This window comes from Cupriavidus necator A5-1, from assembly GCF_000744095.1.
Lineage (GTDB): Bacteria > Pseudomonadota > Gammaproteobacteria > Burkholderiales > Burkholderiaceae > Cupriavidus > Cupriavidus necator_A.
Genome location: NZ_JQLI01000008.1, coordinates 3879684 through 3899758, shown reverse-complemented (window position 1 = coordinate 3899758; position 20075 = coordinate 3879684). Strand labels below are relative to the sequence as shown.

The window sequence follows — 20075 nt, the reverse complement described above, 5'->3', positions numbered from 1 at the left end:
CCCATGCGCCTTCTGTTCTGGGTTGCGGTCCTGTTTGGCGGTGCCGTCGGGCTGGCGCTGTTCACGCAGTTCAACCACAGCAATGTGGTGCTGTTCTATCCGCCATATCGCGTCGAGCTGTCGCTGAACCTCGCGCTGGCGTTGCTGCTGCTGGTGTTCTTTGTGGTGTGGACGGTGATGACCACCATCCGCCACCTGTCCGAGATGCCGCGCCGCGCCGCCGCCTACCGCGAGCGCAGCCGCATGAACAAGGCGCAGGCGGCGCTGCGCGAATCGATCGAAAACCTGTTCGCCGGCCGCTTCGCCCGCGCCGAGCGTTGCGCACGCGAGGCCCAGTCCTGGGAGGACCAGGCCCAGACCGCCGCGCTGATCGGCGCCCGCGCCGCGCACCGGATGCAGGAGACCGACCGGCGCGACGCCTGGATGTCGCAGGTCACGGATCCCGAGCGCGAACAGGCGCGGCTGGTATCGATGGCCGAGCTGCTGGTCGATGCCCGCGACGCCGACGGCGCGCTGGAAACCATCGCCCAGCTGCAGGCACAGGGCGCGCGCCAGATCCACGTGCAGCGCATTGCGCTGCGCGCGCACCAGCACCTGAAAAACTGGTCCGAGGTGCTGCGCCTGGCGCGCTCGCTGGAGAAGCGCAACTCGCTGCACCCGGTGCTGGCGTTGCGCCTGAAGCAGATGGCGGTCGAAGCCATGCTCGAAGAGCGCCGCCACGATGCCGACGCGCTGACCGAGTTCTGGCGCTCGCTGTCCGCCGACGAACGCCGCGCCACGCGCATCGCCGAGCCCGCGGCGCGCTACTTTGCCGCGCTGGGACGCCAGAACGAAGCCCGCCGCATCGTCGAGGACGCGCTCAAGGTCAACTGGGACAGCCGCCTGGTGCTGCGCTACGCCGATTGCGCCGTGCCCGGCCACGCGCTGCCGCAGATCCAGCAGGCCGAGAAATGGCTGGCCGCGCATCCCGCCGACGCCGACCTCTACTACACGCTGGGCGTGCTGTGCCTGGGCGAGAAGCTGTGGGGCAAGGCCCAGTCCAGCTTCGAGCGTGCGCTGAAGTATGCCGATCCCGACCAGCAGCGCCGCCTGCGCGTGCGCACGCACCTGGCGCTGGCGCGGCTGTTCGAGGAAACCGAGCGCTTCGAGGAGGCGCAGCGCCACTATCGCGAGAGCGCGATGCTGGCGGCCTGAGCCGCCGGCATTTCTTCCATCCCGAGGTGCCTCAGTCCTCCATGATGCCGGCCGCGTCGCGCTTGCCGGCTTCCTTCACCACCCCATAACGCGCCAGCGTCTGCCTGCGCGCCACGTCATGCTGCACCAGCGGGCGCGGGTAGTTGTCGCCCAGGCGCACGCCGGCAGCCGCCAGCACGTCCTCCGGCGCCGCCCACGGCGCATGCAGGTACTTGTCCGGTAGCGCCGCCAGTTGCGGCAGGTACTTGCGGATAAAGCGCCCCTGCGGATCGAACTTCTCCGACTGCGTCACCGGGTTGAAGATGCGAAACCACGGCTGCGCATCGCAGCCGGTCGAGGCCGCCCACTGCCAGCCGCCGTTGTTGGCGGCGAAGTCGAAATCGTTGAGCTGGTCGGCAAAGTACTGCTCGCCGCGGCGCCAGTCGACGCCAAGGTCCTTGACCAGGAAACTCGCCGTGAGCATGCGCAGCCGGTTGTGCATATAGCCGCTCTGCCGGATCTGCAGCATGGCCGCATCGACCAGCGGATAGCCGGTGGCGGCATCGCACCAGGCGAGGAAATAGCGCTCCCCGGTATCGCCGTCCTGCCAGCGGATCGCGTCGTAGGCGGGATGGAAGGCCGCGCCGTCCGCCACGCGCGGATGGTGGTCCAGGATCATGAAATAGAAATCGCGCCAGATCAGCTCGGATAGCCATACCGCGGCGCCCGCGCTGTCGGCGCCGCCGCGCAGCACGGCTTCATGGGCGGTGCGCGCGAACGTGCGGATCGAGATCGTGCCGAAGCGCAGGTGCACCGACAGGTAGCTCGGGCCGCGCAGGGCAGGGTAGTCGCGCCGGCGGCCGTAGTCGCCGATGCGGCTGGCGAATTCCTCGAACAGAGCCAGCGCGCCCGAGGCGCCCGTGGGCATGGCGATCTCTGCGAGGTTGCTCTCGCGGAAACCGAGCTGTTCGAGCGTCAGCACGGGCTTGCGGTGCGCCTGCGGCAGCGGCGCCAGCGCCTGCAGATACGGGTCGATCGGATAGGGGCGCAGGTCGAACGGCTGCACCGTACGCAGCCAGGCATTCTTGTAAGGCGTGAACACCGAGAACGGCTTGCCCTGGCCGGTCAGAACCTCGTCGCGCTCGAACACCACCTGGTCCTTGAAGCTGAAGAACACGCGCGCCTGCGCCGCCAGAGCGCGCCGCACGGCGTCGTCGCGGGCGTTGGCGGCGGGCTCGTAGTCGTGGTTGGCGAAGACGGCCTGCACATCGAGCTCGCGCGCCAGCGCCGGGATGGCGTCTTCGGCGCGGTCGTGCAGTACGATCAGGCCACCGCCGGCCGCAGTGAGTGTGTCGGCCAGCTCCAGCAGCGATTGCCGGATGAATTCGACGCGCCGGTCGGCTTGCAGGCCGCGTGCCAGCAGCGGATCCAGGATGTCGCGGTCGAATACGAACACACACCACACCCGGGCACAGTGCCTGAGGGCATAATGCACCGCCGCGTGGTCGGCGGTGCGCAGGTCGCGCCGGAACCAGACCAGCCCGCGCTCGAAATGCTGGCCGATCCGGTACGGTTTGCGCGCCGATGCCGGAGTGTCTGCTGCCTGCATGCTCGCTTGTCGATTGACGGAAACGGGGACAATGGGAAGTCGCGCGAACGCCGGGGCGGTCGCCGCGATACCCTAACATAGCGGTACGGCGAAGCAAGGCGGCAACGGCAAGCCGCCGCGCTGCCACCCCGGACACCACTGCAACTTTCTCACCGAAGCACACATGACACTCGACCGAATCCTCCAATCCCAGGGCTTTGGCACGCGCCGGTACTGCGGCGACCTGATCGCCGCCGGCCTGGTCGAGGTCAACGGCGAACTGTGCGAAGACCCGCGCGCGCAGTTCGAGGTGGACAGCCTGCGGCTCACCGTCGATGGCGAGGAATGGCTTGCCTGCACCAAGGCCTACCTGATGCTGAACAAGCCGGCGGGCTACGAGTGCTCGCAGCGCCCGCGCCACCATGAGAGCGTGTACAACCTGCTGCCGGTGCCGCTGCGCCAGCGCGAAGTGCAGGCCGTGGGCCGCCTCGACCACGACACCACCGGCCTGCTGCTGCTGACCGACGACGGCCAGTTTATCCACGCCCAGACCTCGCCCAAGCGCAAGGTGCCCAAGGTGTATGAAGTGACGACTGCCGAGCCGGTCACGCAGGCGCAGGCCGAGGCGCTGTGCACCGGCGTCCAGCTGATCGACGAACCCGTCCCGATCGCCGCAGAAGCCTGCGAGATCACCGGCGAACGCAGCCTGCGCCTGACCCTGCTACAAGGCAAGTACCATCAGGTCAAGCGCATGGTGGCCGCGGCCGGCAACCACGTCGACGCGCTGCATCGCAGCGCGATCGGCGGGTTGCAACTCGATCCCGCCCTGGCCGAAGGCGAGTGGCGCTGGCTGACGGCGCAAGACCTGGCGCTGCTGAGCGGCAAGGAATAAGGCGAACGGCAGTTTGATGACAAGCGAACAGCGTGGCCGGGCGCTCATTGCTGCACTGCAACGCCCGCCAATCTTTTCCGGAAGACCCCCGGCGATTTGATAAAATGCAAGGCATGGCGAAGCCCGAAGCACCCATCAATCTGACCAATCAGTTCCTGATTGCCATGCCTGGCATGGCCGATCCGACCTTTTCGGGTTCCGTCGTCTACATCTGCGAACACAACGAGCGTGGCGCGCTCGGGCTGGTGATCAACCGGCCCATCGATATCGACATGGCCACGCTGTTCGACAAGATCGACCTCAAGCTCGAGATCCAGCCCGTGGCGCACCAGCCGGTCTACTTCGGCGGCCCGGTGCAGACCGAGCGCGGCTTTGTGCTGCACGACCCGGTCGGCGTCTACGTCTCGTCGCTGGCGGTGCCGGGCGGACTGGAAATGACCACCTCCAAGGACGTGCTGGAGGCCGTGGCCAACGGCAGCGGCCCGCACCGCTTTTTGCTGACGCTGGGTTATTCCGGCTGGGGTGCCGGCCAGCTGGAGGAAGAGCTCAGCCGCAACGGCTGGCTGACCGTCCAGGCCGATCCCGAGATCATCTTCAGCGTGCCGCCCGAAGGGCGTTTTGCCGCGGCCATCGGCCTGTTGGGCGTCGACGTCAACATGCTGTCGGGCGAGGCCGGGCATGCCTGACGCCGTGGGGCGCGAACTGCCCCGCGACGGCACGGTCCTGGCATTCGACTATGGCGAAAAAAAGATCGGCGTCGCGCTGGGCAACTTCATCACGCGCGAGGCGCGTGCGCTGACCATCCTTCCCAATATCACGGTTGAAGGCCGCTTCGAGGCCGTCGGCGAGCTGATCCGCGAGTGGAACCCGGTGCAGCTGATCGTCGGCATGCCAGTCAACCCGGAAGGCGGCGAGCAGCCGATGATGCGGCTGGCGCGGCGCTTTGGCAATCAGCTCAACGGCCGCTTCAACCTGCCGGTGGAATGGGTGGACGAACGTTATTCCTCGCGCGCCGCCTCGATGGCCGGCGCCCGCCGCGGTGAGCTGGACGCCGAAGCCGCCCGCATCATCCTGCAACAGTATTTCGACCAATTCCCGCTATGACGCAGATTTCCGTTCCCGACGCCGAGTCGCTGTACCGCAAGCTGCTGGACCAGGCCCGGGCGCTTATTCCCGACGCCGAGCGCGCGCGCTGGTCGGTGGCCGGCATTCATTCCGGCGGCGCATGGATCGCCGCGCGACTCGCCGCCGACCTGAATCTGCCCGATCATGGCGTGATCAACGTCGCCTTCCATCGCGACGACTACGCCAAGAAGGGCCTGCACAGCCAGGCCCAGCCGACCACGCTGCCGTTTTCGGTCGAAGACCGCAACATCCTGCTGATCGACGATGTGCTGGCCACCGGCCGTACCATCCGCGCCGCCGTCAACGAACTGTTCGACTACGGCCGCCCCGCGCGCGTGGCGCTGGGCGTGCTGGTCGACCGCGGCGGGCGCCAGCTGCCGGTTGCCGCCGACCTGACCGCCGCCGAGATGGCGCTGCCGCCCGGCACGACGCTGGTGCTGTCGCGCCAGGGCGAGGGCGCCGCGGCGCGCTTCGCCTTCGCCACCGAACCGACCGCCGGCAACTGAGCCGGCTTGCATGCCAGATTGCCTGACGCGCACCCGGCGCGCCTGACACCACGCCCTGAGACCAGATCACTCCGTTTTTTGCCCGCGCCCGACCAGCCATGACCAAGACGTTCCGCAACCCGCAGCTCACCAAGAACGGCGAACTGAAGCACTTGCTGTCGATCGAGGGGTTGTCGCGTGACATGATCACGCACATCCTCGACACCGCCAGCCAGTTCGTATCGCTGTCCGACTCAGACCGCGATGTCAAGAAGGTGCCGCTGCTGCGCGGCAAGAGCGTGTTCAACCTGTTCTTCGAGAACTCCACCCGCACCCGCACCACCTTCGAGATCGCGGCCAAGCGGCTGTCGGCGGACGTGCTCAACCTGAACATCAACGCCTCGTCGACCAGCAAGGGCGAGTCGCTGCTGGACACCATCAACAACCTGTCGGCCATGTCCGCCGACATGTTCGTGGTGCGCCATGCCAGCTCGGGTGCGCCTTACCTGATCGCCGAGCACGTCGCGCCGCACGTGCACGTGATCAACGCCGGCGACGGCCGCCACGCGCACCCGACGCAGGGCCTGCTGGATATGTACACGATTCGGCACTTCAAGAAAGACTTTACCAACCTGACGGTGGCGATCGTCGGCGACATCCTGCACTCGCGCGTGGCACGCTCCGACATCCACGCGCTGACCACGCTGGGCGTGCCGGAAGTGCGCGCGATCGGGCCGCGCACGCTGCTGCCGACCGGGCTGGAGCAGATGGGGTTGCGCGTCTTCCACAACATGGAAGAGGGCCTGAAGGGCGTGGACGTCGTCATCATGCTGCGGCTGCAGAACGAGCGCATGAGCGGCGCGCTGCTGCCGTCGGCGCAGGAATACTTCAAAGCCTACGGCCTCACGCCGGAGCGCCTGGCGCTGGCCAATCGCGACGCCATCGTGATGCACCCGGGCCCGATGAACCGAGGCGTGGAGATCGACTCCGCCGTAGCCGACGGCCCGCAATCGGTGATCCTGAACCAGGTGACCTTCGGCATTGCAGTGCGCATGGCCGTGATGGGCATCGTGGCCGGGAACAGCGACGAATGACGATGCCGTCGAGCCAGAACATACCGAACACGCCAAGCGACACGACAAGCCAAGCTATGAAGATTCACATCCAGGGCGGCCGCCTGATCGATCCGGCCAGCAACACTGACGCAACGAAGGACCTCTATATCGCCGCCGGCAAGATCGTCGGCGTGGGCAGCGCCCCGGCGGACTTCACCGCCAACAAGATCATCGACGCCAAGGGGCTGATCGTGTGCCCGGGCCTGGTCGACCTGTGCGCGCGCCTGCGCGAGCCCGGCTACGAATACAAGGCCACGCTCGAATCCGAAGTCGCCGCGGCCGCCGCCGGCGGCGTCACCAGCCTGGTATGCCCGCCCGACACCGACCCGGTGCTGGACGAGCCCGGCCTGGTCGAGATGCTCAAGTTCCGCGCCCGCACGCTGAACCAGACCCATGTCTACCCGCTGGGTGCGCTGACGCTGGGCCTCAAGGGCGAGATCCTGACCGAGATGAACCAGCTGACCGAGGCCGGCTGCGTCGGCTTCAGCCAGGCTGAGCAGCCGGTGCGCAACACCCAGGTGCTGCTGCGCGCGTTGCAGTACGCGCAGACCTTCGGCTTTAGCGTGTGGCTGCGCCCGGAAGACCCCTTCCTCGGCGGCGGCGTGGCGGCGAGCGGTGCGGTGGCGTCGCGCCTGGGCCTGTCCGGCGTGTCGGTGATCGCAGAAACCGTGCGCCTGCATACCATCTTCGAACTGATGCGCAGCACCGGCGCGCGCGTGCACCTGTGCCGCCTGTCGTCGGCCGCGGGGCTGGAACTGGTGCGCCAGGCCAAGCGCGAAGGCCTGCCGGTGAGCTGCGACGTCAATATCCACCACGTCTCGCTGACCGACATGGATATCGGCTACTTCAATTCGCAAATGCGCTTCTCGCCGCCGCTGCGCAGCACCCGCGACCGTGACGCCATCGTCGCCGCGCTGGCCGACGGCACCATCGACGCGCTGTGCTCCGACCACACCCCGGTAGACGACGACGAAAAGCTGCTGCCGTTCGCCGAAGCCACGCCCGGCGCCATCGGCCTTGAACTGCTGCTGCCGCTCACGCTGCGCTGGGCCAGCGAGCACAAGGTGCCGCTGGCGCAGGCGCTGGCGCGCATCACCTCAGAACCCGCGCGCGTGATCGGCCTGAAGGCCGGGACGATTGCCACCGGCAGCGCCGCCGACATCTGCCTGTTCGATCCGAAGCAGGTGTGGAAGGTCGACCGCCGCTCGATCAAGAGCCAGGGCAAGAACTCGCCGTGGCTCGGCTACGAGATGGAAGGCAAGGTGCGCATGACGCTGGTCGGCGGCCAGGTCGTCTACGGAAACCACGCAAACGCATGATCTGGCTGCGCAAGATCGCGCTGGTGCTGCACCTGCTGCGCGGGCTGCTGACCTGCGCCGTGCTGTTCCCGTGGCTCGGCGTGCGCTCGCGCGAATGGCATATCCGGCGCTGGTCGCGCCGGCTGCTGCGCATCCTGGGCGTGGAACTGGAAGTGGTCGACGCCACCGGCACCGCGGTGCACGGCGCGGCGCGCCAGGGCGCGATGGTGGTCTCCAACCATATCTCCTGGCTGGATATCTACGTGATCCACTGCTGGCAGCCGGTGCGCTTCGTGGCCAAGTCCGAGATCCGCGGCTGGCCCGTGATCGGCTGGCTGTGCGACAAGACCGGCACCATCTTTATCGAACGCGGCCGCAAGCGCGATGCCCACCGCGTGCTGCACAACATCACCGATGTGATGTTGCAGGGCGACCTGGTCGGGGTGTTCCCGGAAGGGACCACCACCGATGGCACCGCGGTGCTGCCGTTCCACGCCAACCTGATGCAGGCGCCGATTTCCGGTGGGTTGCCGGTGCAGCCGCTGGGGCTGAATTATCTCGATGCCGCGACGGGCAAACCGACGCTGGCAGCCGCCTATATCGGTGACACCACGCTGCTGCAATCGCTAGAGGCCGTCCTGCGCGCGCCGGGGATCAAGGCCCGGCTGGTGATCGGGCCGGCGCTGGTGCCGGTCTCGGGGGATCGCCGCGAACTGGCGGGTTCGGCCAGGGAAGTGGTGGTCCACCTCAGCCAGGGCGCGGCCGAGCAGGCCCTTGACGCGGCCCGCAGGCTAAACCAACCTGTATCGGCCATCGAGCCCGAGCCCGCCACCGCTGCCATCAGCTAGCCATCCTGTCGTCCCCGCCAAGGCGGGATTGCGAATCAGGCGAGCGGATCACAATATAGCGGGCAATCGACTTGGATAACCGTCCGCTGCGCCGGATTCGGCGCCAGCCGAGCCGCGGTCAGCTTGCCGCCCCAGACGCAACCCGTATCCAGCGCCATCAGGTCCGGCCGCATCACCAGCCCCAGTGTCGACCAGTGCCCGCACACCACGGTCACATCCGCCGTGCGTCGTCCCGGCACGTCGAACCACGGCATGAATCCGTCCCGCGCCTTGCCCGGGCCTTCCTTGGTCTTGAAGTCCATCACACCATCGACCGTGCAGTAGCGCAGCCGGGTGAGGGCATTGACCACCACTCGGTGCCGCTCGATGCCGCGCAGGCCATCGTGCCAGCGATCCGCGGCATTGCCGAAGACGTCGGCCAGGAAGCCTTGCCAGTTTGGGCCTTGCAGTTGCTCTTCGACTTCGCGGGCGAGGTCGATAACCTGGGCGGCAGTCCACTGGGGGAGGACGCCGGCGTGGATGAGCAGGAAGTCGTTTTCCAGCAGGGCCAGCGGGCGGTGGCGCAGCCAGGTGAGCAAGTCCTCACAGTCGGGGGCGGCGAGGATGTCGTCGAGCGTGTCCGACTTGCCCGGCTTGCGCACGCCGGCGGCGACGGCAATCAGGTGGATATCGTGGTTGCCCAGTACGGTTTCGGCCCGGCTGCCCATGGCGCGGACGGTGCGCAGCGTCCGCAGCGCGGCGGGGCCGCGGTTGATCAGGTCGCCGACGAAGCGCAGCGGTGTTTCGGGGTGCAGCTGCGCGAGGAGAGTGTCGAGGGAGGGGGCACAGCCCTGGAGGTCGCCGACGGCGTGAGGTGTTGTAAGGGGCACTTTGGTGTTGGGCATCAGCGGGTGGGAGAATTATTTCGCTTCTATTTGTAGTTTTGTGACCGATATACCGAGGCACGGTTACATGAGGCTACAAAATGAGGGGGGGTGGACGTAGGTTAGGGCATTCCGTCGGATAGAATACCGCCACTTCTGCAGGCACTTAACGCCCCGCCCGTCCTGAAGGGGACAAGGTGGGCGCTCGGCTTTTGTCGGGTCATCGAAACATATCGAGGCAAGGAGCAAGTTTTGTCGCATATTTTGGTCACAGGCGGCGCCGGATTCATCGGTGCCAATTTCGTTCTGGCATGGTTGGGCGACAAGTCGGCTGACGGGGTCATTAACGTCGACAAGCTCACCTATGCGGGCAACCGGAAGACCCTGGCGTCGGTGGAAAACGATCCGCGCCACGCGTTCTCGCAAACGGATATCTGCGACCGCGCCGCCCTGGACGAGCTTTTCGCCACCTACAAGCCGCGTGCAGTCGTGCACTTCGCGGCGGAGAGCCACGTCGACCGGTCCATTCACGGGCCGGCGGAATTCATCGAGACCAATATCGTCGGCACCTTCACGTTGCTGGAAGCGGCGCGCGCCTACTGGGGCAGCCTGGAAGAACCGGCCAAATCCGAATTCCGCTTCCTCCACGTCTCCACTGACGAGGTGTTCGGCTCGCTGAGCGAAACCGACCCCCAGTTCTCCGAGACCACGCCGTACGCGCCCAACAGCCCCTATTCCGCCTCGAAGGCAGCATCGGACCACCTGGTGCGCGCCTACCACCATACTTATGGCCTGCCGGTCCTGACGACGAACTGTTCGAACAACTACGGCCCGTACCACTTCCCGGAAAAGCTGATCCCGCTGATCATCGCCAATGCGCTGGCGGGCAAGCCGCTGCCGATTTATGGCGATGGCCTAAACGTGCGCGACTGGCTGTACGTGCGGGACCACTGCTCCGCCATCCGCGAAGTGCTGGCACGGGGCCGCCTGGGTGAAACCTACAACGTCGGCGGCTGGAACGAGAAGACCAACCTTGACGTGGTGCACACCCTGTGTGACTTGCTGGATGAACTGTCTCCCAAGGCAACCGGTTCGTACCGCGACCAGATCACCTTCGTGACGGACCGTCCTGGCCATGATCGCCGTTACGCAATCGATGCCCGCAAGCTGGAGCGCGAGCTTGGGTGGAAGCCGGCCGAGACGTTTGAATCCGGCCTGCGCAAGACGGTGCAGTGGTATCTGGACAACCAGGCATGGGTGCAAGACGTAATGTCCGGCGAATATCGGCACTGGGTGGCCAAACAATATGCAGCGTAAGTTGGCGGCCCCCACCATCCTTGTGACCGGCAGTAATGGCCAGGTCGGCTTCGAGTTGCGCCGCAGCCTGGCGCCGCTTGGCCGGGTCGTGGCGCTTGACCGCGCCAGTCTGGACCTCTCTCGCCCAGATGGAATCCGGCGCGTCGTGCGCGAATGCCGCCCCGATGTGATCGTCAACCCGGCGGCCTACACCGCAGTCGACAAGGCAGAGACAGAAGCCGAACTGGCTTTTGCCGTCAATGGCACGGCAGCAGGAGTGCTTGCGGAAGAAGCGAAGGCGCTCGGCAGCCTGCTGGTCCACTATTCGACCGACTACGTCTTCGATGGCAGCAAGGCTGATGCATACGTTGAAGATGACCCGGTCAACCCCCAGTCGGTGTATGGCAAGAGCAAGCTGGCCGGGGAGCAGGCCATCGCAGCGGCCGGTGGCTCAGCCTTGATTCTCCGGACCTGCTGGGTAGCCGGTGCTCACGGTGGCAACTTCGCAAAAACCATGCTGCGGCTGGGTCGCGAGCGCGACAGTCTGCGTGTGATTGCAGATCAGTTCGGTGCGCCTACCACGGCCGCGTTGATTGCTGATGTGACCGCGCAAATTGTGGCGCGGCACTGGTGGTTTGGTGACAGGCAGGCCTTCGCCTCCGGCATCTACCATCTCGCCGCTGCCGGCGAGACCACCTGGCACGCCTATGCCACCGAAGTGCTGCGCTATGCCGCCGCCAAAGGCATAGCGCTGAAGGTAGATCCGACGCGCATCGAAGCGATCCCGACCACGGCATATCCACTGCCAGCACCGCGCCCGGCCAACTCTCGCCTGAGCACCGCCAAGCTGCGCCAGACCTTCGGCATCCATCTTCCAGACTGGCAGCAAGGTGTGCACCACCTGCTGGACCAGATCTATTCCTGAGCTAGACATCATGCGCAAGGGCATCATTCTCGCCGGGGGCTCCGGCACTCGGCTTTATCCGATCACGCGATCGGTCTCCAAGCAGCTGCTGCCGGTCTATGACAAGCCGATGATCTACTATCCGCTGTCCACGCTGATGCTGGCAGGGATTCGTGACATCCTGATTATCTCGACACCGGAAGACACGCCGCGCTTTGCCGACATGCTTGGCGATGGCAGCAAGTGGGGGATCAATCTGCAGTATGCGGTGCAGCCTTCGCCGGATGGGCTGGCGCAGGCTTTCATCATCGGCCGCGACTTCATTGGCAATGATCCGTCCACGCTGATTCTGGGCGACAACATCTTCCATGGCCACGACCTGGTCAGCCAGCTCACGCGTTCCGCCAAGCAACAGGAAGGTGCGACCGTCTTCGCATATCACGTGCATGACCCGGAGCGTTATGGCGTAGTGGAGTTTGACGAGAATTTTCGCGCGCTGTCGCTGGAAGAGAAGCCGGCCAAGCCGCGTTCCCACTATGCAGTGACCGGCCTGTACTTCTACGACAACCAGGTCTGTAACATTGCTGCCGATATCAAGCCTTCGGCGCGTGGCGAACTGGAGATCACCGACGTCAACAAGCGTTATCTGGAGATGACGCAGCTGGAAGTGGAGATCATGGGCCGCGGTTATGCATGGCTGGATACCGGCACGCACGACTCGCTGCTGGAGGCCGCCAGCTTCATCGCCACGTTGCAGAACCGGCAGGGGCTGATGGTGGCGTGCCCGGAGGAAATTGCCTACCGCAGCAAGTGGATTGATGCGGAGCAGGTAGCCGCGCTGGCGGCGCCGCTGGCGAAGAATGGTTACGGCAAGTATCTGCAGCAGATTATTTCGGAAGCGATCAAATGAGTCTTACCGTCATTCCTACTGCACTGCCGGAAGTCTTGATCATCGAGCCAAAAGTCTTTGGCGACGCACGAGGCTTCTTTTTCGAGAGCTACAACGAGCGAGCGTTCGAAGAGGCAACTGGAATCAAACGCAGCTTCGTCCAGGACAACCACTCGCGCTCGGCGCGCAATGTGCTACGCGGCTTGCACTATCAGATCCAGAATCCGCAGGGCAAGCTGGTGCGTGTGACAGCCGGTGAGGTATTTGATGTGGCTGTGGATATCCGCCGGAGCTCCCCCAATTTTGGAAAATGGGTCGGCGTCAGCCTGTCGGCAGAGAACAAGCGCCAGCTCTGGATCCCGGAGGGATTCGCGCACGGTTTCCTGGTGGTTTCAGACTCGGCGGAGTTTCTCTATAAGACGACTGACTACTATGCGCCGGAATTCGAGCGGAGCCTGCTTTGGAATGATCCGGACATTGGTATCCAGTGGCCGCTTGACGTTACCCCGCTGCTTGCAGCGAAGGACCAGGCCGCGAGCCCGCTGAGCCACGCCGAAGTGTTCGCTTGAGGCAGGTGACTGAGAAGAGGGGGCGGCAGGTTAGTGAAAGGGCATTCAGGAGTGCATATGCAGTGTGATCTATCTGTTCTGATTCCGTTCAAAGACAAGGCGGAAATGACACTGCAGTGTGTCGACTCGCTGTACAGTTTTGGCCCGGGCTGCCGGGAGGTTCTGCTGGTCAGCAATAATTCCTGCAAGTCTGAACTCGACGCAGTCAGGGCTGGATTGGCAAAGTACGACAATGCCAGCGTGCTTGTGTACGACGAGCCGTTCAACTACCAGAAACTGAACAACTGGGCAGTCGATCATTCGAGCGGCAGTGATCTGCTCTTCCTGAACAACGATACCGAACTGGTAGAGCGATCCAGGGGACTGCTGGAAACCATGGTCACGCGAGCCCATGACCCGGCGGTGGGCGCTGTGGGCTGTGTACTGCTGTACGGTGATGCCAAGACGATCCAGCATGGCGGCGTGTATCTGGTGTCGGGCGGGCTTGCCGATCATCTTTTTGTCGGCCAACGCCTGTCAGATGTCGTCAAGCGCTGCGCCGATGGGTCACTACACCCGGACATTCGCAGCGAAGTTGGCCTGAGTGCGGTGACCGGCGCGGTAACCGTCGTGCAACGGGACAAGTTCGCGGCCGTGGGTGGATTTGACGAGAGATTCATCATTTGCGGCGGCGACGTGGACCTGTGCATCCGACTGGAGAAGGCCGGTTACGCAACCGTGATGGCGGGTGCCGATTCTGGTTTCATCCTTCACAAGGAGAGCCAGTCGCGGGCGCATAAGCCAATCCCCTATAACGATTTCTACCGCTCGTACCTGTCATACCTGGAAAGCTATGACCCGGAAAGAGGGGATCGCTTCGTCCACGTAGATTCAAAGATTTCTCATCAATGAGCAAAAAGACATTCCTGCTGCGTGTCGTACGACGCCTGGTTTTTATCGGCCGTAAAGGGCTGCACAAGCTCTATCAGGCGGCGTCCGAGACGGAGCATCGCCTGAGTGCCGTGATCGAGGGACGCCCTGTGGTGGCAGGGGACAAGAGCGTCACCCGAGCCAGGCAATTTGCCGAGGTCTACTACTCGGCCAATCCCTCCGTGACCCCCGTAATGCCCGCCCTGCCGCAGGCCGGGCGCCGGCCAGCCGTGGTAGTCCTGGTGCCGACGCTATCGGATTCTTCGCTGTTCGGCGGCATTGCTACAGCATTGATCTTTGGCGCGCTGCTGAGCCAGAAGACTTCGCGGGGCCTGCGCATTGTGCAGACGGTAGTGAATGGCAAGGCTACGCGGCTGCAGGGGCTGTTCGATAAATACAACATCAGTATCGATGCTTCTGCCATTGAAGTTCTGAGTGTCGCCGAGCGTCGCCATAACTACTATGGCTATCTGGACCTGCATCCTGCCGACCAGCTTGTCGTCAGTGCCTGGTGGGACGCGGCACTCGCCGCCGAATTTCCGCTGCGCCGCAAGTTCATCTACCTTGTGCAGGACTACGAGCCGATCTTCTATGCGAATAGTGATGCGCGCCTGCTTGCAGAGCAAAGTTACCAGTCCGCCAACTTTGTCGCGGTCTGCAATACCGAGTTGATGGCGCAGTGCATCACCGAAAGCGGAATGCTTTCGCCCGATACGCCTGTCCTGCACTTCGAGCCCGCAGTGGCTCGCATGGCAGGCCGGCGCTCTCCTGGCTCGCCCGGCAAGGCAAAGCGGACGCTATTTTTCTACGGTCGCCCCAACGTCGAGAGGAACCTGTTCCATTTCGGCTTGCGAATCCTTAACGAAGTCTTCGCGCGCAATCTGCTCAGCGGAGCTGAGTGGGATGTTGTGATGGCGGGCGAGACGACGGCTCCGAACATTCAGCTCGAGTCAGGCGTGGTCATTCGTAATCTGGGTAAGCTTTCGCTCGATGAGTACGACGAAGTCAAGTTGAAGACAGACGTCGCCTTGTCTCTGATGATGGCTCCCCATCCCAGCTACCCGCCTCTCGAACTGGCTTTGGCGGGGGCTGCGGTCGTTACTTCAAGATATGGTCCTAAGCAGGACCTGACCCGTTATTCCGAGAACATTCTTTGCGTGGCCCCGGACCTGGAGTCGATGATTGACGCCATCGTCCACGCAGCGCAAATGACTGAGGCGGAGCGGGTCCGCAATGCTGCGCGCACGGTCCTTCCGGTCGACTGGCAAAGCGCGTTCGCACGATGCCTTGATCAACTCGATCCGTTACTCGAAGGCAAGAGCCTCGCCGTGCCAGCTGCAAAGGCCGAGTCACCTATTGCGGCCACACCGACTTCATAAGTCTCTGGTGGCAAGGGGCACGGCTACCTGAGCTGCACGCAGCAGCAAGAGCTTCACTGCCGGGAATACCGGTAATTCCAACCCGAACTAACACGATCCGTCATTCAACGCATGCCTCCAGAATTTTCCGCCCTGGCATCGCTTTCGGGCACTAGGCCCGAAGGCAACCGCCTCGTCAGCGGGGTAGCCATGTGCACCTGCAATGGAGGCAGGTTTCTCATCCCGCAACTCGAATCCATCGTTGCTCAGACACGGAAGCCTGATCACATCGTGGTCAGCGACGATCTCTCGACCGATGATACGTGGACGAAGCTGCAGGACTGGGCGTCGGCGGTGCGAGCCGCGCACGGCATCCGCGTCACGCTCATCCAGAATGTTGTCAGGTTGGGGGTCACCAAGAATTTCGAGCAGGCGATTCGGGCGCTCGATACTGATATCGTGTTTCTGGCTGACCAGGATGATGTCTGGTTGCCGAACAAGATCGAACTGCTGCTTGCCCGCTTTGCGGATCCGGCGACGATGCTGGCACATTCCGATGCGACCCTGATCGACGAGAACGGCAAGGATCTAGGCAAATCCTTGTTCGAGGCATTGCGTTTGTCCGACCGTGAGAAGGAGTTGGTTCAGCGCCAACACTTTTTCGAGATCTATTGCCGCAGGAATCTCGTTACCGGTACCACTGCGGCGTTCCGCCGGGAATTGCTTGGCATGGCGCTGCCGTTTCCGGAAGACTGGATCCACGATGAGTGGCTTGCCGCTTGCGCGGCGGCCGAATCCAAAGTGGCCATGCTGACGGACAAGCTGACGCAGTATCGCCAGCATGGGACCAATGCGATCGGTGTACCTGTTACCGCCGTGTCGCGCCTGACTCTGTACGCGATGCGCGTCGCCCGTACCCCCCGCGACGAACACCTGCGGTATAAGTTGCGCCGCCTGGATGCCTTGCGCGAGCGGGTGGTGAACGCGAATGCAGTCGACGGCGACAAGCTTGCGCTGCTTGACGAAGCGAGGGCTCATTTTGAGCGCCGCATACGATTCGGGCGTTCGCCCACCTCCCGGGTCACCAGCATCCTGCGGGAATACAAGGCGAGCGGATATCATCGGTTCGCCGATGGCTTCGCGGGGATGGTGCGTGATGTCATCCACCTCTGAGGAGGCGCGCATGCTCGCCTCCCCCCTCCGGGGCCCGCGCCTGACCGTGTCGGTGGTCAGTCATGGCCAGGGACAACTGCTGGCGCCTTTACTGTTGCAATTGCAAGAGGCGTCCGCTTTGCTGCCGATGCAGGTCATCGTCACGCTCAATCTGCCAGAGGCTGCGCCGCTTATCGATGAGGACGACAATTTCCGGCTCACCTTGATCGTCAACAAGTCGCCGCAAGGGTTCGCAGAAAACCACAACGCTGCCTTTCGCCATGCGTCTGCCCCATTTTTCTGCGTGATGAATCCGGACGTCAGGATAGAGCCTGAAAGCTTGCTGCCCTTGCTCGATTGTGTGGAACACCTGCCGGGCGTCGCAGGTCCGCGCGTACTGGCGCCGGATGGCGATGTCGAGGACAGTGCGAGGCGCGTTCCATCCGTACTTCGGCTGGTGGGACGGCGCTGGCGCAGGCGATCGACCCCGGACTATTCGACCAGACGGATGATCCAGCGGGTGGATTGGATGGCAGGCATGTGCCTGGTTTTCCAGGCGCAGACATTCCGGGATATCGGCGGGTTCGATGAACGTTTTCATATGTACTGCGAAGACGTCGACATATGCCTGAAAATACATCTTGCTGGCGGTCACGTTTCGTGGGTGCAGGATTCCGTCATCGTCCATGATGCGCAACGCACCAGCCACCGCAACTGGCGATACCTCGCTTGGCACATTACCAGCCTGATGCGCCTGTTTGGGTCGAGTACATACTGGCGCTACAGGCTCTCCGGCTCAGGTCACGATAAGAAGGCCATGCATGTTTGATTTCTTCTGGGTACCGTCCTTCGTGTTCCTCGTGAGCGTGTTGGGCATTGTGATGCTGCGGCCCGTGGCCAGGACGATAGGACTGGTCGATCGCCCCGATGCGCGTAAGCGGCATTTGGGCGACGTGCCGCTCGTGGGCGGCATTGCAATTACGCTGGCCGTGTGGACCGGTGCGCTACTGTTTATGCGAACCCAGGGCTACTACGTTGCGTTGCTGGCAGGCCTCACGGTGCTGGCCTTGGTCGGCATGCTGGATGATCTCAAGGGGATGTCGCCCCTGGCGAAACTGGTCGTGCAACTGCTCGCCGCCATCCTGATGACCTCCTGGGGCGGCGTCTATCTTTCCTCACTTGGCGACCTGTTCGGCCGTCGCGAGATCGAGCTGGCCAACTGGGGCATACCGCTGACGCTTTTTGCGGTGGTGGCCGTGGTTAATGCCATGAATATGTGTGATGGCATGGACGGCCTCGCAGGCGGGCTTGCGTTCTTTATCTTTGGATGGCTGGCGTTTGTCGCCGGGGAGCTGGGAAACAACGCGGCGCAACGAATCTGCGTCATCTTCTGCGGTGCGATTCTCGGTTTCCTGGTGTTCAACATGCGCAATCCGCTGCGGGGCAAACGGCAGGTCTTCCTTGGCGATGCGGGCAGCCTTATGCTCGGCTTCGGCATAGTCTGGTTTGCGGTGGAACTGTCGCAACCGGTCTACAATTCCGGCCGCAGCGCGCCGCCCGTGATCATGCTTTGGATCGCAGGATTCTTGCTGATCGACCTGCTTGCCGTGGTGATCCGGCGCGCACTCCAGGGCAAGAATCCGCTTTCCGCCGACCGGACCCATCTGCATCACATTTTGCTCAGGCTGGATCTTGGCCATGGCTCTATCGTGTGGATCCTGCTGCTCAGCAACGCGCTGATGGGAATGGTCGGTGTAATTGGGTGGAAAATGGGCGTTTCGGAGCAGGTGCTGTTCCTGACGTTCCTTGCGGTAACGGCAGTCCATTTGCTGGTAATGCGCAATGCATGGCGCTTTATCCGTTTCGGACGCCGTGTGTTGAAAGTGCGGAGACTGAAGCGTGGCTGAAGGAGGCGCCGTTTGCGCTGACCCCGGCGACGCCCGCGTGCTCCCGGTCATATTCATCGGAGCATTCTCGCCGCCTGCTGAAAGGCTGTCCGCAGCGGCTTACCTTTGCTGAAGTACCTTTTATGTTATCGATTGCTATCACAGACCTCAGAGCCAGCCTTTCATCGTGGCGCCTCTGGTCCTTGCTTGGATGGATTGAAATCCGTCAACGTTATGCTCGCTCGGCCGTGGGACCGTTCTGGCTGACTATCAGTATGGCGGTGATGATCGCCTCGATCGGCGCCGTGTACGGCACCCTGTTCGGCCAGGAGCTGCGCGAATATCTGCCGTTCCTGAGCGTCGGGCTGGTCATGTGGTTTCTGCTCGCCCAGATTGTCAATGAGGGATCGACGGTCTACATCCACAGCGCGCATTACATTAGGCAGGCGGCAACGCCGAAGCTTCTTTATGTGCTACAGGTGGTCTGGCGCAATCTGATCATCCTCGCCCACAATTTCGTCATCGTGATTGCGCTGCTGGCGATTTTTGGTGTGAAGAACTGGGCAGTTCTGCCCCTGTTCATACCGGCGTTCATTCTGTTTGTCCTCAATGCGATGTGGATGGCAATGATCTCGGGTCTTCTTTCCGCCCGATTCCGCGACCTGCCGCAGATTATTGCGTCCCTGTTCCAGGTGGCGTTCTACGTCACGCCGATCATGTACCGGCCGGATTCGCTCGTCAGATTCTCCTGGATCGTCAATCTCAACCCGTTGTCCTATCTGTTGCACCTGGTACGGGGGCCGCTGATGGGCGAGGTACCCACGCTGCTGACCTGGGGAGTCAGCGCCGGCATGGCTGCGATTGGCTGGACCGCGGCCATGTGGCTGACCGGTCGCTACCTCAAACGTATCCCGTATTGGGTCTGACGGAAAGGAATTGAAGCATGGCGTACATTGAACTGCGGAATGTCGGCCTGGAGTTGCCGATCTATGATGTGCAGGGGCGGTCTCTGAAGAAGCGAGTCCTTCGCCTTGGGCGCAAAAACAAGCTCGCGGAGGAAGCGAACGGCGTGGTGGTGGTGAAGGCGCTGGACGGAATCGATCTGCGCCTGGAGGCTGGCGATCGCATCGGTCTGATCGGACACAACGGCGCCGGCAAGTCGACCCTGCTGCGTCTGCTCGCCGGCATCTATGCCCCGACTTCGGGAACCTATGAACGGCAAGGAAAGGCCGTGCCGCTGCTGGATATCAGCCTCGGCATGGACGAGAACTCGACGGGTTACCAGAACATCCGGCTGCGGGGCCTCCTGCTCGGGATGAGCGATGAAGAGGTGCGCAGGAAGGAAAGGGACATTGCCGAGTTTGCCGACCTTGGCGATGCGCTCGACCTGCCGTTGCGGACCTATTCCAGCGGCATGCGCATGCGGTTGGCGTTCGCTGTGTCGACGGCAATTGATGCGGATATCCTGTTGCTGGATGAGGTGATCGGCGTCGGCGATGCCTCTTTTCAGGATAAGGCGAACGAACGGTTGCATGACTTGCACAACCGTGCACAGATCGTCGTGTTGGCGATACACTCCAACGAAGTGATCCGCCGGATGTGCAACAAGGTGGTCTGGCTTGAGCACGGGCGAATTCGAATGGCCGGCACGGTCGAGGAAGTGCTGCCAGTTTACGAGGCACACCACTGATCGCGAGGTTGGGCCGGAGGCAGGACGCGATGCCA

General features: G+C 63.3%; 21 protein-coding genes. 19 read left to right on the top strand and 2 right to left on the bottom strand.

What is annotated here, in order from left to right:
• The first annotated feature begins 3 nt into the window (after window positions 1–3).
• Entirely contained in the window at window positions 4–1194 is a 1191-nt protein-coding gene (locus tag K307_RS42150; RefSeq protein ID WP_042886957.1) for a heme biosynthesis protein HemY, read from the top strand.
• Window positions 1195–1225: 31 nt separating this feature from the next.
• Here the strand turns inward: K307_RS42150 and K307_RS42145 are convergent, their stop codons facing one another.
• On the bottom strand, window positions 1226–2782 hold the full coding sequence (locus K307_RS42145; protein ID WP_042886956.1) for a cryptochrome/photolyase family protein: 1557 nt from the start codon (window positions 2780–2782) through the stop codon (window positions 1226–1228).
• 163 nt (window positions 2783–2945) lie between these two features.
• On the opposite strand from K307_RS42145, the gene K307_RS42140 reads away from it, so the two are divergent.
• The 7 genes from K307_RS42140 to K307_RS42110 all read left to right on the top strand — a co-directional run bounded on the left by K307_RS42140 (window position 2946) and on the right by K307_RS42110 (window position 8524).
• Complete coding sequence (locus K307_RS42140; protein ID WP_042886955.1) at window positions 2946–3653, top strand: 16S rRNA pseudouridine(516) synthase; 708 nt, start codon at window positions 2946–2948, stop codon at window positions 3651–3653.
• 113 nt (window positions 3654–3766) lie between these two features.
• Window positions 3767–4339 (top strand): YqgE/AlgH family protein, encoded by a 573-nt coding sequence (locus K307_RS42135; RefSeq protein ID WP_041681585.1) that lies wholly within the window; start codon window positions 3767–3769, stop codon window positions 4337–4339.
• Window positions 4332–4757 carry a Holliday junction resolvase RuvX gene (gene ruvX / locus K307_RS42130; protein ID WP_042886953.1) on the top strand — a complete coding sequence of 142 codons (426 nt, stop codon included), beginning with the start codon at window positions 4332–4334 and terminating at the stop codon, window positions 4755–4757. Before K307_RS42135 ends, ruvX begins: the two co-directional genes overlap by 8 nt.
• Window positions 4754–5284 (top strand): bifunctional pyr operon transcriptional regulator/uracil phosphoribosyltransferase PyrR, encoded by a 531-nt coding sequence (pyrR, locus tag K307_RS42125; protein ID WP_022536336.1) that lies wholly within the window; start codon window positions 4754–4756, stop codon window positions 5282–5284. Before ruvX ends, pyrR begins: the two co-directional genes overlap by 4 nt.
• A gap of 98 nt (window positions 5285–5382) precedes the next feature.
• Window positions 5383–6357, top strand: a complete 975-nt coding sequence (locus K307_RS42120; RefSeq protein WP_022536335.1) for an aspartate carbamoyltransferase catalytic subunit — start codon at window positions 5383–5385, stop codon at window positions 6355–6357.
• Window positions 6358–6413: 56 nt separating this feature from the next.
• Complete coding sequence (locus tag K307_RS42115) at window positions 6414–7697, top strand: dihydroorotase (RefSeq protein ID WP_042886952.1); 1284 nt, start codon at window positions 6414–6416, stop codon at window positions 7695–7697.
• Window positions 7694–8524, top strand: a complete 831-nt coding sequence (locus tag K307_RS42110) for a lysophospholipid acyltransferase family protein (protein WP_042886951.1) — start codon at window positions 7694–7696, stop codon at window positions 8522–8524. The genes K307_RS42115 and K307_RS42110 overlap by 4 nt, the downstream gene beginning before the upstream one ends.
• Window positions 8525–8559: 35 nt before the next feature.
• Here K307_RS42110 and K307_RS42105 read toward each other — a convergent pair whose 3' ends face one another.
• Window positions 8560–9408: a symmetrical bis(5'-nucleosyl)-tetraphosphatase gene (locus K307_RS42105; protein ID WP_042886949.1), complete on the bottom strand. Its 849-nt coding sequence runs from the start codon at window positions 9406–9408 to the stop codon at window positions 8560–8562.
• Window positions 9409–9639: 231 nt separating this feature from the next.
• Between K307_RS42105 and rfbB the strand changes: the two genes are divergently transcribed.
• From rfbB to K307_RS42050, 11 genes are all read left to right on the top strand, one after another.
• Window positions 9640–10704: a dTDP-glucose 4,6-dehydratase gene (gene rfbB / locus K307_RS42100; protein ID WP_042886947.1), complete on the top strand. Its 1065-nt coding sequence runs from the start codon at window positions 9640–9642 to the stop codon at window positions 10702–10704.
• Window positions 10694–11608 carry a dTDP-4-dehydrorhamnose reductase gene (gene rfbD, locus K307_RS42095; protein ID WP_042886946.1) on the top strand — a complete coding sequence of 305 codons (915 nt, stop codon included), beginning with the start codon at window positions 10694–10696 and terminating at the stop codon, window positions 11606–11608. Before rfbB ends, rfbD begins: the two co-directional genes overlap by 11 nt.
• A gap of 10 nt (window positions 11609–11618) precedes the next feature.
• A complete protein-coding gene (gene rfbA / locus K307_RS42090; RefSeq protein ID WP_042886945.1) occupies window positions 11619–12497 on the top strand; it encodes a glucose-1-phosphate thymidylyltransferase RfbA in 879 nt (292 codons plus the stop codon).
• Window positions 12494–13045 (top strand): dTDP-4-dehydrorhamnose 3,5-epimerase, encoded by a 552-nt coding sequence (gene rfbC, locus K307_RS42085; RefSeq protein ID WP_042886944.1) that lies wholly within the window; start codon window positions 12494–12496, stop codon window positions 13043–13045. Before rfbA ends, rfbC begins: the two co-directional genes overlap by 4 nt.
• A gap of 57 nt (window positions 13046–13102) precedes the next feature.
• A complete protein-coding gene (locus tag K307_RS42080) occupies window positions 13103–13936 on the top strand; it encodes a glycosyltransferase (RefSeq protein WP_042886943.1) in 834 nt (277 codons plus the stop codon).
• Window positions 13933–15333, top strand: coding sequence for a glycosyltransferase family 1 protein (locus K307_RS42075; RefSeq protein WP_042886942.1), 1401 nt, complete (start codon window positions 13933–13935; stop codon window positions 15331–15333). The genes K307_RS42080 and K307_RS42075 overlap by 4 nt, the downstream gene beginning before the upstream one ends.
• 111 nt (window positions 15334–15444) lie before the next feature.
• A complete protein-coding gene (locus tag K307_RS42070; RefSeq protein WP_230626350.1) occupies window positions 15445–16485 on the top strand; it encodes a glycosyltransferase family 2 protein in 1041 nt (346 codons plus the stop codon).
• 10 nt (window positions 16486–16495) lie between these two features.
• Window positions 16496–17293, top strand: a complete 798-nt coding sequence (locus tag K307_RS42065) for a glycosyltransferase (RefSeq protein WP_042886940.1) — start codon at window positions 16496–16498, stop codon at window positions 17291–17293.
• Entirely contained in the window at window positions 17286–18371 is a 1086-nt protein-coding gene (locus K307_RS42060; protein ID WP_042886939.1) for an undecaprenyl/decaprenyl-phosphate alpha-N-acetylglucosaminyl 1-phosphate transferase, read from the top strand. Before K307_RS42065 ends, K307_RS42060 begins: the two co-directional genes overlap by 8 nt.
• 122 nt (window positions 18372–18493) lie before the next feature.
• Entirely contained in the window at window positions 18494–19276 is a 783-nt protein-coding gene (locus K307_RS42055) for an ABC transporter permease (protein WP_042886938.1), read from the top strand.
• Between the two features lie 17 nt (window positions 19277–19293).
• Window positions 19294–20040 (top strand): ABC transporter ATP-binding protein, encoded by a 747-nt coding sequence (locus tag K307_RS42050; RefSeq protein ID WP_042886937.1) that lies wholly within the window; start codon window positions 19294–19296, stop codon window positions 20038–20040.
• Window positions 20041–20075: the final 35 nt, after the last annotated feature.